The 15,849-nt window shown below is 44.5% G+C and carries 13 protein-coding genes; 5 read left to right on the forward strand and 8 right to left on the reverse strand.

Translation table 11 applies throughout. The annotated features are described in order from the left end of the window. Positions 1-170 precede the first annotated feature (170 nt). The 8 genes from yacG to nadC all read right to left on the reverse strand — a co-directional run bounded on the left by yacG (position 171) and on the right by nadC (position 7,448). Positions 171-368, reverse strand: a complete 198-nt coding sequence (gene yacG, locus AACW75_RS02925) for a DNA gyrase inhibitor YacG (RefSeq protein WP_017056605.1) — start codon at positions 366-368, stop codon at positions 171-173. Positions 369-610: 242 nt separating this feature from the next. Beyond that, positions 611-1,351, reverse strand: a complete 741-nt coding sequence (gene zapD / locus AACW75_RS02930) for a cell division protein ZapD (protein ID WP_017073296.1) — start codon at positions 1,349-1,351, stop codon at positions 611-613. Between the two features lie 26 nt (positions 1,352-1,377). Further along, positions 1,378-1,992: a dephospho-CoA kinase gene (gene coaE / locus AACW75_RS02935; protein WP_017073295.1), complete on the reverse strand. Its 615-nt coding sequence runs from the start codon at positions 1,990-1,992 to the stop codon at positions 1,378-1,380. Between the two features lie 2 nt (positions 1,993-1,994). Next, entirely contained in the window at positions 1,995-2,864 is an 870-nt protein-coding gene (locus tag AACW75_RS02940) for a prepilin peptidase (RefSeq protein ID WP_017073294.1), read from the reverse strand. Between the two features lie 67 nt (positions 2,865-2,931). Then, entirely contained in the window at positions 2,932-4,161 is a 1,230-nt protein-coding gene (locus tag AACW75_RS02945; RefSeq protein WP_145570466.1) for a type II secretion system F family protein, read from the reverse strand. A gap of 14 nt (positions 4,162-4,175) precedes the next feature. Next, entirely contained in the window at positions 4,176-5,861 is a 1,686-nt protein-coding gene (gene pilB, locus AACW75_RS02950) for a type IV-A pilus assembly ATPase PilB (RefSeq protein WP_145570468.1), read from the reverse strand. Further along, positions 5,862-6,302 (reverse strand): pilin, encoded by a 441-nt coding sequence (locus tag AACW75_RS02955; protein WP_108108572.1) that lies wholly within the window; start codon positions 6,300-6,302, stop codon positions 5,862-5,864. It abuts the gene before it with no gap. A 255-nt stretch (positions 6,303-6,557) separates the two neighbouring features. After that, positions 6,558-7,448, reverse strand: a complete 891-nt coding sequence (nadC, locus tag AACW75_RS02960; protein WP_145563990.1) for a carboxylating nicotinate-nucleotide diphosphorylase — start codon at positions 7,446-7,448, stop codon at positions 6,558-6,560. A 134-nt stretch (positions 7,449-7,582) separates the two neighbouring features. Here nadC and ampD point away from each other — a divergent pair, with 134 nt between their 5' ends. The 5 genes from ampD to lpdA all read left to right on the forward strand — a co-directional run bounded on the left by ampD (position 7,583) and on the right by lpdA (position 15,711). Next, on the forward strand, positions 7,583-8,131 hold the full coding sequence (ampD, locus tag AACW75_RS02965) for a 1,6-anhydro-N-acetylmuramyl-L-alanine amidase AmpD (RefSeq protein ID WP_145570471.1): 549 nt from the start codon (positions 7,583-7,585) through the stop codon (positions 8,129-8,131). Positions 8,132-8,613: 482 nt separating this feature from the next. Further along, positions 8,614-9,375 carry a pyruvate dehydrogenase complex transcriptional repressor PdhR gene (pdhR, locus tag AACW75_RS02970; RefSeq protein ID WP_017629813.1) on the forward strand — a complete coding sequence of 254 codons (762 nt, stop codon included), beginning with the start codon at positions 8,614-8,616 and terminating at the stop codon, positions 9,373-9,375. Positions 9,376-9,437: 62 nt separating this feature from the next. Continuing rightward, the gene (gene aceE, locus AACW75_RS02975; protein ID WP_102552097.1) at positions 9,438-12,101 is read left to right on the forward strand and encodes a pyruvate dehydrogenase (acetyl-transferring), homodimeric type; all 2,664 of its coding nucleotides are present in this window, start codon (positions 9,438-9,440) and stop codon (positions 12,099-12,101) included. A 26-nt stretch (positions 12,102-12,127) separates the two neighbouring features. Further along, on the forward strand, positions 12,128-14,041 hold the full coding sequence (gene aceF / locus AACW75_RS02980) for a pyruvate dehydrogenase complex dihydrolipoyllysine-residue acetyltransferase (protein ID WP_145570473.1): 1,914 nt from the start codon (positions 12,128-12,130) through the stop codon (positions 14,039-14,041). A gap of 242 nt (positions 14,042-14,283) precedes the next feature. Then, on the forward strand, positions 14,284-15,711 hold the full coding sequence (lpdA, locus tag AACW75_RS02985) for a dihydrolipoyl dehydrogenase (protein WP_004735450.1): 1,428 nt from the start codon (positions 14,284-14,286) through the stop codon (positions 15,709-15,711). Positions 15,712-15,849 lie beyond the last annotated feature (138 nt).

Below are 15,849 nucleotides of genomic sequence, written 5' to 3' on the forward strand. Positions count from 1 at the left end.
GCTCCTCAACTCGCTCGTTCATCATTCTTGAGGATGACGGAGTAAGGAATCGGAACCTCTGACCTCGGGGTTGTTAAACCTTTAAGATCCTTAATCCAATAAAAAAGGATTGACGTTAAACGCCAACCCTTTCATTTTACTCGAATCTCGAATCTCGAATCTAGAACCACTTAGTGTGGGTCTTCTGACCAACCATCGCTATCAGACATATCTGGTGCGCCAGCGATGCTGTTTTCTTCATCTGCCCATTCACCAAAGTCAATCATCTGACATTGTTTGCTGCAAAACGGGCGATGTGGGCTTTGTTCACCCCATTCAACGTCAGTATTACATTGAGGGCATTTAACGATGGTGATTTTTTTCGACATAGTGATTCTTAATTTGAAGGTGTAATAATACCAATCGTAGTAAATAACTGGTCATCCTAGCTTGTTAAAACGCTCGATAACTTCGTTAGAAATTTTGATTGTAGAATAACTACTTATCGAAAATTTCTGTCTTGTTCTCAAACCTTTTTCCTACGCTATTTATGAACACTTACTTACTGTGATTGGCATAAGAGTTCGTTTAGGCTCGAGTGGGTACTCAAGCCAAACTATAAAAGGAAATTTTAGGTGCAGATAGCCAATTCAAATTCGATATCTTGAGTACAGGCTTGCCCTGTTTCAAAGCTCATGAATTTGACGGCAAAACGGTTTTTATGTCCCGAGATCATCGGGTAGGCACCGTATTGCATTGGAATAGATAGGCGAAGGATATTCGCTTCATCAGCATCGCTCTGGAAGAAGCCAGCCCGAGCAATTTGCTCTTTAAAGTGCCCAGTCTCTCTGGTTAGCTTTAACCATAGCGTTAGCGCTTCATACAAAGGCTGTAGGCTATCCATCCACGCTTTGGCATCTCTCATTCTCTTGTCTAGAGGAAGGTGTAGCCAATAATGCAGTGCGGGTAAATCAAAGCAGCATGAACCGCCTGGTAGATTAAAACGTTGACGAATAGCACTTAGGAAACGGTCTTCCTTAAGTGACTGACCAAAACGCTCTGCCTGCATCAATTCACGATAGATATTACCAATATCGTTGAGCAGTGATGTAAGCATCTCTTGATCGACACCTTCAACATCTAACCAGCTTTTGTAGGTTACACGTTGCTTCTCAATGTCTTTTGCGAGTTCGCTTTTGAGTTGGATCTGCTCAAAGATTTCAATCAGATCGAAGATCGAACGGAAAAAGAGTTGATACTGTTGAGCATCAGAAAATGTAGAAGACAAGTGTAACTGCCTCAAGAGTGACTCAACTCTTAAGTAGATTCGTGTTTTCTCATTTAGAGGATGTTCAAATTTGTGGGTGATCATCGAGCAAACCTTCATTCAACATAGTTCTATTCTGACCTATCTACTGTACTGATTGCCAGATACTTTTGATGTAAATCTGTGATTTGAAGCAAAAGTTCTTGGTTTTTAGTATGGTTTTTAATCACGTCATCTGCAACTGCTAAGCGTTGTTCTCTTGATGCTTGTGATTTTAAAATTGATGTAACTTGTTCTCTAGAGACATTGTCGCGACTCATTGTGCGTTCTATTTGCACTTCGGCTGGCACATCAACGATTAATACGCGATCGGCCATGCCTTGCATCTGGTTTTCAACCAATAGAGGCGCTACTAATAAAGCATAAGGAGATGTGACTTTAGACAGGTCACTGTCAATTTTGTCGCGGATCATTGGGTGAAGAAGATCATTGAGCCACTGTTTCTCTTTGGGATTAGAGAAGATTAGTTCACGTAACTGACTTCGATTTAGAGTCCCATTTTCAAGTAAGATAGCGTCCCCAAAATGAGCCGCAATTTGTTTCAAGCCTTCGCTGCCTAGTGCCACAACTTCACGTGCCACGATATCAGCATCTACAATATCAATATTAAAATGTTCATTGAAGAGGTTAGCCACTGTGGTTTTGCCACTTGCGATACCACCACTTAATCCGATAATCGTTGCCATGGTTAAATTCCTAGTACAGAAGTGAAATACCAACCCATGATGTCGTTGCCCCACATCAGGCTTACCCAACCAGCAATGGCGAGGTACGGCCCAAATGGGAACGCTTTATCAATGCCTTGTTGTTTCAATCGAAGCTGAATCAACCCAAAAACAAGGCCGACAAGCGAAGACAAGAGAATGATCATAGGCAGATGCTGCCAACCAAGCCAAGCACCAAGTGCTGCTAATAATTTAAAGTCACCGTAACCCATCCCCTCTTTGCCCGTGAGTAGCTTGAATAGCCAGTAAACAGACCAAAGAGCTAGGTAGCCTGCCATTGCACCTACTACGGAGTCTTGAAGGGATATCGGGCTGATATTAAACAGAGCTAATGCGATACCAGACCAAACCAAAGGTAAAGTAATTTGATCCGGCAGCAGCATAGTATCGAGATCGATAAAGGTAGCAGTGATCAATGCGAATGTGAAAAATATCAGAGCAATAGCGTAATAGCTGAAACCAAAGTGACTAGCGACGACGGTGCAAAGTGTTGCGGTAAGCAGTTCGACTAAAGGGTAGCGAGCACTGATCGGATTGGTACAACTGTGGCACTTACCTTTTAATAGTAACCAGCTTAATACCGGGATGTTGTCGATGACTCTTAATTGAGTTTTGCACTTCGGGCAGGTAGATCGCGGAACACTGAGATTGAATGTACCTTCAGGTGCTGGGATTTTATATTGAGAAAAATATTCCGAGCACTCTTGTTGCCATTCGCGTTCCATCATAATAGGCAGTCGATGAATCACAACGTTGAGAAAGCTGCCAATAAGAAGGCTAAAAATGAAAGCTAATACAGGGAATAGCCAAGGATAGTAGTGAAATACTTCCATAGTGTTTTTTTACCACTTGATCAATATGAGCAGAGGTTTGCTACTCAGGGGTGTTTAGTTGCTTTTGCTATCCTAACACACTCATAAGGTTAAAGATCGGTAAGTACATCGCGACAACTAGCCCCCCTACAACGGTGCCTAGAAAGACGATGATCAGTGGCTCTAAAATCTTGCCTAAGTTATCGACGGTATTGTCTACTTCAAATTCGTAAATAGAGGCCACTTTATTGAGCATGTCATCAAGATTGCCTGACTCTTCCCCGATCATAACCATTTGTAAAACCATTTCAGGGAAGGCGTTGGTATTACGCATCGCGATATACATCGGCATACCAGCGGCTGTTTCACGGTGAACCTCGATGATGGCAGATTCATAATGCAGGTTGCCTGCAGTTCTAGCCGTTGTTTTTAGGCTCATTAATATTGGAATGCCAGAACTGAAACTTGTCGACAGAGTCCGGCTAAATTTGGCGATAGAGGCCTTTGCCATAACGCCACCAAGTATTGGAAAGCGTAACCCTAAACGACTGGCTGACAGGCGAATCGAGTAAGAACGTTGACAGAGTTGATGGATAAATAGAGCGATAGCCCCGATGCCTATGGCGGTATAAAAACTGTAAGCTTGCATCCAATGGGATAGGTAGAGTACCTGTTGGGTGAACCAAGGTAAGTCTGCTCCGAAACCAGAAAACATCGATTCAAATTCAGGGATGACCATGGTCAGCATTAAATAGGAAACGGTAAGGGCGACTGCTACAACCATTGCTGGGTAGATGAGAGCTTTTATAACCTTGGATTTTAGTTGCTCACTCTTTTCACGATAGGTCGCCAAGCGTTCAAATACTTGTGCAAGGTTGCCGGAGAGTTCGCCTGTCGCGACCAAGTCGGTATACAGATCATCAAAGTGGCGGCTTGCGGTTCGCATCGCTTTTGAAATAGGAGTGCCGGCTTCTACACCTTTGCAGATGTGCGATAAAATCGATTTCATTTCTGCTTTGCGGTGATTGTCTGACACTAACTTGATGGCCTGCACTATGGGCACACCAGTCGCCAACATGGTAGCCAGTTGGCGAGTCAAAATAGTGATGTCTTTGGCTTTGACCCGATGGGTTAAACGAGTGATTGCTGAGATGCTTTTCTTTTTGATTTTCTTAATCTGAATGTGCTGCTCTTTGAGCTTCTCTCGTACTTCTAATTCGGTGAGCGCTAAGCTCTGCCCTGATACTTTCTTGCCAGAACTATTGATTCCCTTCCAATGGTAGTTTTTTAGTTGTGATTGTTTGCTTTTACTACTCATTTTCGCTCCGTGAATTATAGGTATAGAACACGTTGTAGCTCTTGATAGCTGGTGGTGCCTTCAAGCAATTTATCTAGCCCTGATTCTTGTAAAGTTCTCATGCCTTCTCGGCGTGCCAAGTTTTCAATGGCTAACGCGTTCGGTTTGTCGATCAGGCTATTTTTCAATTGGTCGCTAAAAGGCATGACTTCATAGATACCTACTCGCCCCGAGTATCCCTGATTGCACTCATTACACCCTTGTGAGTTGGCTTTGTAGATGATTTGGCTATTGGGAATGGAGTGGCGTAGAAATATATCAGGTGAGTCATCAGCTGCTTTACAGTGGTCGCACAGTCGTCTTGCCAGTCGTTGGGCGATAATCAGACTTAATGATGAAGCGAGGTTAAAAGGTTCTATCCCCATATGAGATAGGCGAGTCACAGTTTCTGCTGCCGAATTGGTGTGCAGTGTCGAAAGCACTAAGTGGCCTGTTTGCGAGGCTTTGATCGCGATCTCTGCGGTTTCCAAATCACGGATCTCTCCGACCATCACCACATCAGGATCTTGTCGTAAAAATGATCGCAACGCTTCAGCGAAACCAAAGCCGATCTTAGGCGTCACTTGTACCTGATTGATGCCACACAGGTTAATCTCCACCGGATCTTCGGCTGTTGAGATGTTGCGTTCAGTGGTGTTAAGAATTCGAAGGCCAGTATAAAGAGAAACCGTTTTACCGCTGCCGGTTGGCCCTGTCATTAAGATCATTCCTTGCGGGCGTTTCAATGCATTAAGGTAGAGTGCTTTTTGATCCTCGCTGTAACCGAGCTTATCGATATCGAGATTGGCAGCGCTGCTGTCTAGAAGACGAAGAACGATCTTTTCTCCCCATAATGTTGGCAGCGTCGATACACGCATATCAATCGCCAGTTCGTCATTTAAGCGCAGTTTGATACGACCATCTTGAGGCAAACGACGTTCGGCGATATCGAGTTTGGCGAGAATCTTCAAGCGCGCCGATAGACGACGACTTAAGTGAGAAGCGGGCTGTTGAATTTCGACAAGGATGCCATCGCAACGTAGACGTACGCGGTAGTTTTCTTCATAAGGTTCGAAGTGGATATCCGATGCGCCTTTACGTGCTGCATCGACTAGAATCTGATTGATAAAGCGACTGACAGGGGAGTCATCTTGGCTAAGGTCTTCAATGGACGTTATCTCGTCGTCAGATATCTCAACAAGGTTGGCTAGCTCATCTTGGGTGATCTCTTTACGTTTCGAATCTTGCCCGGAAATAGAACGGCCATACAGCTTTCGTATTGCACCTTCTAGTTCAGAGTAGTTAGCGACAACTAACTCAATCTGCAATCCTGTCGCGAATCGAAAGTCGTCTTCAGCTTGTAAGTCCGTAGGGTCGGCAGAAGCGAGTGTGAGAGTTGAGCTAGAAACTGAAATTGGAATGGCGCGATACTTGGTGATCAACTCACGAAGCCCCAATTGCTCACACAAGGTTTCGTAGTCAGTACTGGCTAGTTGCACCAACGGTAAGCCGAAGATGGTTTTGATATTGTTTGCTAAGGAATCGCCGGTGAAGAAACCAAGAACGAGCAAAGTTTCAGGTGTTGAAATTCCTGAAGCTTGTACATGTTCCGCAACTTCTTGTTCTTGAGTCAGGCTAAGAAGGTTAGCCTGACGTAGAATCGTGGGGAGGTTGGTTAGCATTTAATAGGTAGCAGTGCAGCTGTTCGGTCTTGATTCTGAAGGGACATTTTTGGATGCACATACCCAACCTGAATCATTATTCTTTTTAAACTGAACGCTAGCAGTACTACCTTTTAATGAGCCTTCACTAAAACCAAATGTAGCGGTCCCTCCACTGACTGCTGTAGCTAATGTAATAGAGCCCAGAGCATTCATTGCTGCTGTTCCGCCAACTTTAGTAATATCTGTTGGAAATGTATTCCCATTTTCTTGTTGGTACATATCAATATTTGTAAGTAAACCTCTTACAGTAGCAGTAGCAGATGCTACTTCTGTTTTTTGAACATAGTTTTTATAAGCAGGTATTGCCACTGCAGATAAAACACCAATAATCGCCACGACAATCATCAATTCAATCAGCGTAAAACCTTTCTGAGTTGTTCTTTTATTTTTGTTATTCATTGTTCTATTCCATTGTTTAGTTTGTTTCAGCGCAAGCACTGGTTGATGGAAAGAATAGAAGTCGAGATGGGGAAGTGGAATGGTGTTCAGGTTTGGGCGCGAGTGGTTTCGTGTTTATTAGTGTGATGTTTCATATGGCACACAAAATTATGCGACCAACTTAAATAAGTGATTGAAATACTGATAATTTAGGTAATAAAAAAGGCACTGTTATCAACAATGCCTTTGACGGAAATATATTTACTATTCAGTTAATTACGCTTTAAATCTCATGGATAGGTCCATCGCTTTTAGATGCTTAGTCAGTGCACCAACAGAGATGTAATCAACACCCGTTTCAGCGAACTCTGCGATAGTGTCTAAAGTGACATTACCTGAGTTCTCTAATGCTGCGCGGCCAGCGTTGATTTTCACGGCTTCACGCATCATGTCTGTGGTGAAGTTGTCTAGCATGATGATGTCTGCGCCAGCGCTGATCGCTTGCTCTAGCTCTGCTAGGCTTTCAGTTTCAACTTCCACAGGTTTACCCGGGTTAAGCTCTTTTGCTGTCGAGATCGCTTTCTCAATACCACCACAAGCGATGATGTGGTTTTCTTTGATTAGGTACGCGTCGAAAACGCCAATACGGTGGTTGAAGCCACCGCCACAAGCCACAGCATATTTTAGTGCGCTACGTAGGCCTGGAATCGTTTTGCGAGTGTCTAACAGGCGGCATTCGGTGTGTTTGATTTTGTCAGCGTAGATTGCTGTCGCCGTCGCGCAGCCAGATAGTGTTTGAATGAAGTTCATTGCGTTACGCTCACCGGTTAATAGCGCACGTGCAGGGCCAGTTAAGCTACAAAGCGTTTGATTTGGTTCAACCTTGTCACCGTCTTCTACGTTCCACTCAATAGTGACTTCACCGCCCAGTTGCTTAAACACTTCATCGGCCCAAGCTTTACCACAGAATACGCCGTGCTCACGAGTAATGATGGTCGCGCTATTGATTGCATCTACTGGGATTAGACTTGCCGTAATATCAGCCGCTGGATCTAACGTTCCACCTAGATCTTCTCGGATGGTCTCAGCGACTGCACGAGTGATCTCTAGAGGCAACTGCTCTTTTAAGTAATCAAGGCGTTGGTGGCTGTTATGTGTGTTTTTCATCGCAAATCTAATCTTGAAAGGGAGTGGGAATGGAATGATACTCTTGCTTAACTTCAAATTAAAGAGGCTAGCGTGACTGCTCTATGGGCAAAGTCACAATCTATTGTGCTAGCGGAAAATAAAGTGAGATTAAGATGACGATCAGCTCCAACGGATGGTATGACAACGCTCGGCATGTACCTTCCCCGTATTTTGATACTAGACCGGATGCCGCAGATGTCTCTTTGCTGGTGGTTCATAACATCAGTTTGCCTCCCGGTGAATTTGGAGGGCCGTATATCGAACAATTTTTTACTGGAAAATTGAATGCTGCTGAGCATCCCTTTTTCAAGGTGATACATCAAATGGGTGTTTCAGCACATTGCTTGATTCGGCGCGATGGTGAGGTGGTGCAGTTTGTTTCGTTTTTTGATCGAGCTTGGCATGCTGGCCAGTCGAGTTTTGCTGGGCGTGAAAGGTGCAATGATTACTCGATCGGTATTGAACTGGAAGGCAGTGACTTTGTGGCTTACACCGAGCAGCAGTATCAATCTTTGTCGCAACTGACGGAGGCTCTAATGTTGAACTTCCCAGAGATTACAAGCCAACGCATCACTGGACATCAATATATAGCCCCTTTACGAAAAACGGATCCCGGTTTAGTTTTCGATTGGCGCAAGTTTAAAGAAAAACTCAACGCCTAGAACTGAAATTTGAATATGGCTTTGCTTGTTGCAGAGCCCAAATAGTCAACGCTTGGCATAACGACTTGTGAATTTTTGTTGTTGCTATGTAAAGAAAGTGGTGGAGAGGAGAGCATCAATAAATCGAGAGTGTGACGAGCTTATCAAACGCTAATTTATTAAAACTTATGAACAGAATTTCCATCCTAAATGTGCGCTTGGTTTGATTTTTAAACAAGTGGCACTAATCTTTCTGAAACAATTCATTTTTATCCTGAAACTTTCTAGCACGAAACCTCCCCAAAAGTATTACCCCTGTAAATGGTAAGACCAATTTAGTTGCTGTTTTAAATTTCATTTGTTAAATCATGGTTAATTCATGCTGTGTTCTATGATGCAGGTCAATTTTGCACTGGACAGTGGCGTTTTAATTATGTTAATTTCTGCCCAACTTAAAATTGGTATTACCAATTGTCAGCGAAGAAAAAGAAGAACAACAAACTATGGCTTATCAAAGGATTCGTCAGCCAAAACTCTCGGACGTTATCGAACAAGAGTTAGAAAGGTTGATAGTGGAAGGAACACTGGCTCCAGGGCAGCAGTTGCCGCCTGAGCGCGAACTAGCGAAACAGTTCGATGTGTCTCGTCCTTCAATCCGAGAAGCGATACAACGTTTAGAAGCAAAACGCTTGCTTACTCGCCGTCAAGGTGGAGGTACGTTTGTTAGCGAAAATATCTGGAAAAGCTTTTCAGATCCTTTGCTTAATTTGTTGTCATCCCATTCTGAAACCCAACTAGACTTGTTGGAATCGCGTCATGCGATGGAAGGGATTTCGGCTTACTTCGCGGCATTGCGTGGTACTGATGAAGACTTTGCTCGAATTCAAGCATGCCAAGATAAGATTCATGGTGCGCAAGATAAAGGTGATATTGAAGCCGAATCTGCAGCGGTGATGGCTTTTCTTATTGCTTTAACAGAGGCAGCGCACAATGTGGTGTTATTGCACATTGTTCGTAGTTTGGCTCCGTTACTCGAACAAAACGTCTTAGAAAATTTAAAGCTGTTGCATCGTCGTAAAGACGTTGTGGAGAAAGTGAGTATACATCGAGCTAACATTGTAGATGCGATCGTTTCAGGGCAGCCAGAACAGGCACGTGAAATGTCACATTCTCATTTAGCTTACATCGAAGAAACATTGCTGGATTTGACCAAAGAAGAATCGCGTCGCGAACGTTCTTTACGTCGAATTCAACAGGGTAAATAGCCGTAATACTTCGGCTTTTTACGTGTTTAGTAGAATCCAACTAACAAAAAGGATAGATCGCCATGTCTGACATGAAGCATGACGTTGATGCTCTGGAAACTCAAGATTGGTTAGAAGCTCTTGAGTCAGTAGTACGTGAAGAAGGTGTAGAGCGTGCACAGTATTTACTAGAACAAGTTCTAGATAAAGCGCGTTTAGATGGTGTTGATATGGCTACAGGCATCAACACAAACTACATCAACACAATTCCAGCAGCACAAGAGCCAGCTTACCCTGGTGACGTAACTCTTGAGCGTCGTATTCGTTCGATTATTCGCTGGAACGCAATCATGATTGTATTGCGTGCTTCTAAGAAAGACCTAGACCTTGGTGGTCACATGGCTTCTTACCAGTCAGCTGCTGCGTTCTACGAAGTATGTTTCAACCACTTCTTCCGAGCTCCAAATGAGACGGACGGTGGCGATCTAGTTTATTACCAAGGTCACATCTCTCCAGGTATCTACTCTCGTGCATTCGTTGAAGGTCGTCTAACTGAAGAACAGCTAGATAACTTCCGTCAAGAAGTTGATGGTAAAGGTATCCCTTCTTACCCGCACCCGAAACTGATGCCTGAGTTCTGGCAGTTCCCGACAGTATCTATGGGTCTTGGCCCTATATCTGCTATCTATCAAGCGCGCTTCCTTAAGTATCTTGACGGCCGTGGCCTGAAAGAAACTTCAGCGCAACGCGTATACGCGTTCCTAGGTGACGGTGAGATGGATGAGCCAGAATCACGCGGTGCTATCTCTTTCGCTGCGCGTGAGAAGCTAGATAACCTATGTTTCCTAATCAACTGTAACCTACAGCGTCTAGACGGCCCTGTAATGGGTAACGGTAGCATCATTCAAGAACTTGAAGGCCTATTCAAAGGCGCAGGTTGGAACGTTGTTAAAGTTATCTGGGGTAGCAACTGGGATTCACTACTGGCTAAAGACACGACTGGTAAGCTTCTTCAACTAATGAACGAAACTATCGATGGTGACTACCAGACATTTAAATCTAAAGATGGCGCATACGTACGTGAGCACTTCTTTGGTAAGTACCCAGAAACAGCTGCACTAGTTGCAGACATGACTGATGACGAAATCTTCGCTCTTAAGCGTGGTGGTCACGATTCTTCTAAACTGTTTGCTGCATTCAACAATGCACAAGAGACAAACGGTAAGCCAACTGTAATCCTAGCTAAGACTGTTAAAGGTTACGGCATGGGTGATGCAGCTGAAGGTAAGAACATTGCACACGGTGTTAAGAAAATGGACATGACTCATGTTCAACACCTACGTGATCGCCTAGGCCTAGAAGACATCCTTTCAGATGAGAAGATCGTTGAGCTTCCTTATCTGAAACTGGAAGAAGGTACGCCTGAGTATGAATACATGCATGCTCGTCGTAACGCGCTACACGGCTACACGCCTAAGCGTCTTCCTAAGTTTACTCAAGAGTTCAAGGTTCCAGAGCTAGACGCATTCGCACCTCTACTAGGTGAGCAGAAGCGTGATATCTCTACAACTATGGCTTATGTACGTACGCTAAACATCCTTCTTAAAGATAAGAACATTGGTAAGAACATCGTTCCTATCATCTGTGATGAAGCTCGTACATTCGGTATGGAAGGTCTATTCCGTCAGGTTGGTATCTACAACCCACACGGTCAAGAATACACACCTGAAGATAAAGGCATCGTTTCTTACTACAAAGAAGCAACGTCTGGTCAAGTTCTTCAAGAAGGTATCAACGAACTAGGTTCTATGGCTTCATGGGTTGCTGCTGCAACTTCATACAGCACAAACGATCTACCGATGATCCCGTTCTACATCTACTACTCAATGTTCGGTTTCCAACGTATTGGCGACATGGCTTGGTTAGCAGGCGACCAACAAGCTCGTGGCTTCCTACTAGGTGCTACTGCAGGTCGTACAACACTGAATGGTGAAGGTCTACAGCACGAAGATGGTCACTCGCACATTCAAGCGAACACGATCCCTAACTGTATCTCTTACGACCCAACGTTTGCTTACGAGCTAGCGGTTATCATGCAAGATGGTATCCGTCGCATGTACGGTGAGAACCAAGAGAATGTTTACTACTACCTAACAGTAATGAACGAGAACTACGCAATGCCAGCAATGCCAGAAGGCGCTGAAGAAGGCATTCGTAAGGGTATCTACAAGCTTGAATCTCACGCTGGTGCTAAGGGCAAAGTTCAACTAATGAGCTCTGGTACTATCATGAACGAAGCGCGTAAAGCCGCTGAAATTCTAAGCGAAGAGTACGGCGTAGCCTCTGACGTATTCTCTGTAACGTCGTTCAACGAACTGACTCGTGACGGCCAAGCGGTAGAGCGTGACAACATGCTTCACCCAGAAGCTGAAGAGAAAGTACCGTACATCACGACTGTTCTTGGTAAAGAACCTGCAATCGCAGTGACTGACTACATGAAGAACTACGCTGAGCAAGTACGTGCGTACATGCCAACTGAGTCTTACAAAGTACTTGGTACAGATGGTTTCGGCCGTTCTGACAGCCGTGCAAACCTACGTCGTCACTTCGAAGTTAACGCTGGCTACATCGTAGTTGCAGCTCTAACTGAACTGGCTAAACGTGGTGATATCGAGAAGTCTGTAGTTGCACAAGCAATTGCTAAGTTCGATATCGACACTGAAAAAACTAACCCGCAATACGCATAAGACTGGCATTAAGGTAGGTAAATACAATGACAATCGAAATTAATGTACCAGACATCGGTGCTGACGAGGTTGAAGTAACTGAGATTCTTGTAAACGTTGGCGACAAGGTTGAAGAAGAGCAGTCACTGATCACTGTTGAAGGCGACAAAGCTTCAATGGAAGTTCCTGCGTCTCAAGCGGGTATCGTTAAAGAAATCAAGATTTCAGAAGGTGATTCTGTTTCTACTGGTTCTCTTATCATGATCTTCGAAGCGGAAGGTGCTGCAGCTGCACCGGCTGCTCCAGCAGTTGAAGCGGCGGCACCAGTTGCAGCTGCTCCTGCAGCGGCGGCCCCTTCTGTTGCGAACGAACTGAAAGAAGTTCACGTACCAGACATCGGCGGTGATGAAGTTGAAGTAACTGAAATCATGGTAGCTATCGGTGACGCAGTAGAAGAAGAGCAATCTCTTCTTACTGTTGAAGGTGACAAGGCTTCAATGGAAGTTCCTGCACCCTTCGCTGGTATCGTTAAAGAAATCAAGATCGCTTCTGGTGATTCAGTATCTACTGGTTCTCTAGTAATGGTATTTGAAGTGGTAGGTTCTGGCGCACCAGTTGCAGCAGCTCCTGCTCCAGCGGCGGCACCAGTTGCAGCGGCTCCAGCAGCATCTGCTGAGAAAGAAGTGAACGTTCCTGATATCGGCGGCGACGAAGTAGAAGTTACTGAAATCATGGTAGCGGTTGGCGATACAGTAGAAGAAGAGCAATCTCTAATTACTGTTGAAGGCGACAAAGCTTCAATGGAAGTTCCTGCACCCTTCGCTGGTACAGTGAAAGAAATCAAGATTGCAGCTGGTGATACAGTGTCAACTGGCTCTCTAATCATGACTTTCGTTGTTGAAGGCGCAGCGCCTGTAGCGGTAGCTGTTTCAGCTCCAGCTCCAGCGCAAGCAGCAGCTCCAGCGGCGGCATCGGCTCCTAAAGCTGAAGCAGTAGCTCCAGCAGCTGGCGACTTCCAAGAGAACGGTGACTACGCGCACGCATCTCCAGTTGTTCGTCGTCTTGCTCGTGAATTTGGCGTTAACCTTTCTAAGATTAAAGGTACTGGTCGTAAGAGCCGTATCCTTAAAGAAGACGTTCAGTCTTACGTTAAAGATGCACTTAAGCGTTTAGAGTCTGGTGCTGCAGCATCTGGCAAAGGCGGCGACGGTTCTGCTCTTGGTCTACTACCATGGCCAAAAGTTGACTTCAGTAAGTTCGGCGAAACTGAAATTAAGAAGCTTTCTAAAATTAAGAAAATTTCTGGTGCTAACCTACACCGTAACTGGGTAATGATCCCGCACGTTACACAGTGGGATAACGCAGACATCACTGAGCTAGAAGCATTCCGTAAAGAACAGAATGCAATCGAAGCGAAGAAAGACACTGGCATGAAGATCACTCCACTTGTGTTCATCATGAAAGCTGTTGCGAAAGCACTAGAAGCATTCCCAGCATTTAACTCTTCTCTTTCTGACGATGGCGAAAGCATCATTCTTAAGAAGTACGTAAACGTGGGTATCGCTGTTGATACACCAAATGGTCTAGTTGTTCCTGTCTTCAAAGACGTGAACAAGAAAGGCATTTACGAGCTATCTGAAGAACTAATGGTTATTTCTAAGAAAGCGCGTTCAGGCAAGCTGACAGCGGCAGACATGCAAGGCGGTTGTTTCACAATCTCTAGCCTTGGTGGTATTGGCGGTACTGCATTTACTCCAATCGTAAATGCTCCAGAAGTAGGTATCCTAGGTGTATCTAAGTCTGAGATTAAGCCAGTTTGGAATGGTAAAGAGTTCCAACCACGTCTACAGCTTCCACTTTCTCTATCATACGATCACCGCGTGATCGATGGTGCTGAAGGTGCACGCTTCATTACTTTCCTAAACAGCGCACTATCTGACATTCGTCGTCTAGTACTGTAATTGAGAAAGTAATTATTAAGGTGACTTTCGGGTCACCTTAATTCTTTATATAAAGACTATTTTTAGAGAACAGTTTCCGGCATTTCTCATAAACTGCGGGGGAATTGTTGTCTAGCTCACAGGCTAACTTAAAGCTACTTTCACACTGTTAACATCTCTGTAAAATGTTTCCTGTTTGAAAGCCCAATAATTTTAAGAACATCTACTCAGCCTGTTAGGGATAATGACTACAAGAGGTCACAATGAGCAAAGAAATTAAAGCCCAAGTTGTTGTACTTGGTTCAGGTCCTGCTGGCTACTCAGCGGCATTCCGTTGTGCGGATTTAGGTCTAGAAACAGTACTAGTTGAACGTTACAGCACTCTTGGTGGTGTATGTCTAAACGTTGGTTGTATTCCATCAAAAGCACTTCTTCACGTTTCTAAAGTAATTGAAGAAGCAAAAGCGATGGCAGAGCACGGCGTTGTATTCGGCGAGCCACAAACGGACATCAACAAAGTTCGTATCTGGAAAGACAAAGTAGTTGATCAACTGACTGGCGGTCTTGGCGGTATGGCTAAGATGCGTAATGTTACTGTTGTTAACGGTTTCGGTAAGTTTACTGGTCCTAACAGCATCGAAGTTGTTGGCGAAGAAACGACAACAATTAACTTTGATAATGCAATCATTGCAGCGGGTTCTCGCCCAATCAAACTTCCGTTCATTCCACATGAAGACCCACGTATTTGGGATTCTACGGATGCACTAGAACTAAACGAAGTACCAGAAAAACTGCTTATCATGGGCGGCGGTATCATCGGTCTTGAGATGGGTACGGTTTACCACTCTCTAGGTTCTAAAGTTGAAGTTGTTGAGATGTTCGATCAAGTTATCCCAGCTGCGGATAAAGACATCGTTAAAGTCTTCACTAAACGCATCAAGAACAAGTTCAAGCTAATGCTTGAAACTAAAGTGACTGCTGTTGAAGCGAAAGAAGACGGCATCTACGTTTCAATGGAAGGCAAGAAAGCACCAGCTGAAGCTGAGCGCTACGATGCTGTTCTTGTTGCTATCGGTCGTGTTCCAAACGGTGCACTTATCGACGCTGAAAAAGCGGGTATCGAAGTTGATGAGCGTGGTTTCATTAATGTTGATAAGCAAATGCGTACTAACGTTCCTCACATCCACGCGATCGGTGACGTTGTTGGTCAACCAATGCTTGCTCACAAAGGTGTGCATGAAGGTCACGTAGCTGCTGAAGTTATCTCTGGTAAGAAGCACTACTTCGATCCTAAAGTAATCCCATCAATTGCGTACACTGAGCCAGAAGTTGCTTGGGTAGGTAAGACTGAGAAAGAAGCGAAAGCGGAAGGCCTGAACTACGAAGTTGCTACTTTCCCTTGGGCTGCTTCTGGTCGTGCAATCGCTTCTGACTGTGCAGACGGTATGACTAAGATGATCTTCGATAAAGATACTCATCGCGTAATCGGTGGTGCTGTTGTTGGTACTAACGGTGGTGAACTTCTTGGCGAAATCGGCCTAGCAATCGAAATGGGTTGTGATGCAGAAGATATCGCACTGACTATCCACGCTCACCCAACTCTACATGAGTCTGTTGGTCTAGCTGCGGAAGTATTCGAAGGTTCAATCACTGACCTTCCAAACAAAAAAGCAGTGAAAAAGAAGAAGTAATTCTTTTTTAGCCACTCGCTAATGTTTCTAAAAGCCGTTGATTCGTCAGCGGCTTTTTTGTATCTGTTGGGAAGGACGCTACGCTCTGAGATTAGAGTGTGCTCGCATCGGGATACGAAAGGACAACACATCAAGGTG

Source organism: Vibrio sp. L3-7 (genome assembly GCF_963898195.1).
In the GTDB taxonomy this organism is placed as follows: domain Bacteria; phylum Pseudomonadota; class Gammaproteobacteria; order Enterobacterales; family Vibrionaceae; genus Vibrio; species Vibrio echinoideorum.

What these genes read in the sequence shown, in the direction of transcription:
- yacG (WP_017056605.1), bottom strand. Translation starts at nt 368, where the DNA reads ATGTCGAAAAAAATCACCATCGTTAAATGCCCTCAATGTAATACTGAC.
- zapD (WP_017073296.1), bottom strand. Translation starts at nt 1,351, where the DNA reads ATGATCACCCACAAATTTGAACATCCTCTAAATGAGAAAACACGAATC.
- coaE (WP_017073295.1), bottom strand. Translation starts at nt 1,992, where the DNA reads ATGGCAACGATTATCGGATTAAGTGGTGGTATCGCAAGTGGCAAAACC.
- AACW75_RS02940 (WP_017073294.1), bottom strand. Translation starts at nt 2,864, where the DNA reads ATGGAAGTATTTCACTACTATCCTTGGCTATTCCCTGTATTAGCTTTC.
- AACW75_RS02945 (WP_145570466.1), bottom strand. Translation starts at nt 4,161, where the DNA reads ATGAGTAGTAAAAGCAAACAATCACAACTAAAAAACTACCATTGGAAG.
- pilB (WP_145570468.1), bottom strand. Translation starts at nt 5,861, where the DNA reads ATGCTAACCAACCTCCCCACGATTCTACGTCAGGCTAACCTTCTTAGC.
- AACW75_RS02955 (WP_108108572.1), bottom strand. Translation starts at nt 6,302, where the DNA reads ATGAATAACAAAAATAAAAGAACAACTCAGAAAGGTTTTACGCTGATT.
- nadC (WP_145563990.1), bottom strand. Translation starts at nt 7,448, where the DNA reads ATGAAAAACACACATAACAGCCACCAACGCCTTGATTACTTAAAAGAG.
- ampD (WP_145570471.1), top strand. Translation starts at nt 7,583, where the DNA reads ATGACGATCAGCTCCAACGGATGGTATGACAACGCTCGGCATGTACCT.
- pdhR (WP_017629813.1), top strand. Translation starts at nt 8,614, where the DNA reads ATGGCTTATCAAAGGATTCGTCAGCCAAAACTCTCGGACGTTATCGAA.
- aceE (WP_102552097.1), top strand. Translation starts at nt 9,438, where the DNA reads ATGTCTGACATGAAGCATGACGTTGATGCTCTGGAAACTCAAGATTGG.
- aceF (WP_145570473.1), top strand. Translation starts at nt 12,128, where the DNA reads ATGACAATCGAAATTAATGTACCAGACATCGGTGCTGACGAGGTTGAA.
- lpdA (WP_004735450.1), top strand. Translation starts at nt 14,284, where the DNA reads ATGAGCAAAGAAATTAAAGCCCAAGTTGTTGTACTTGGTTCAGGTCCT.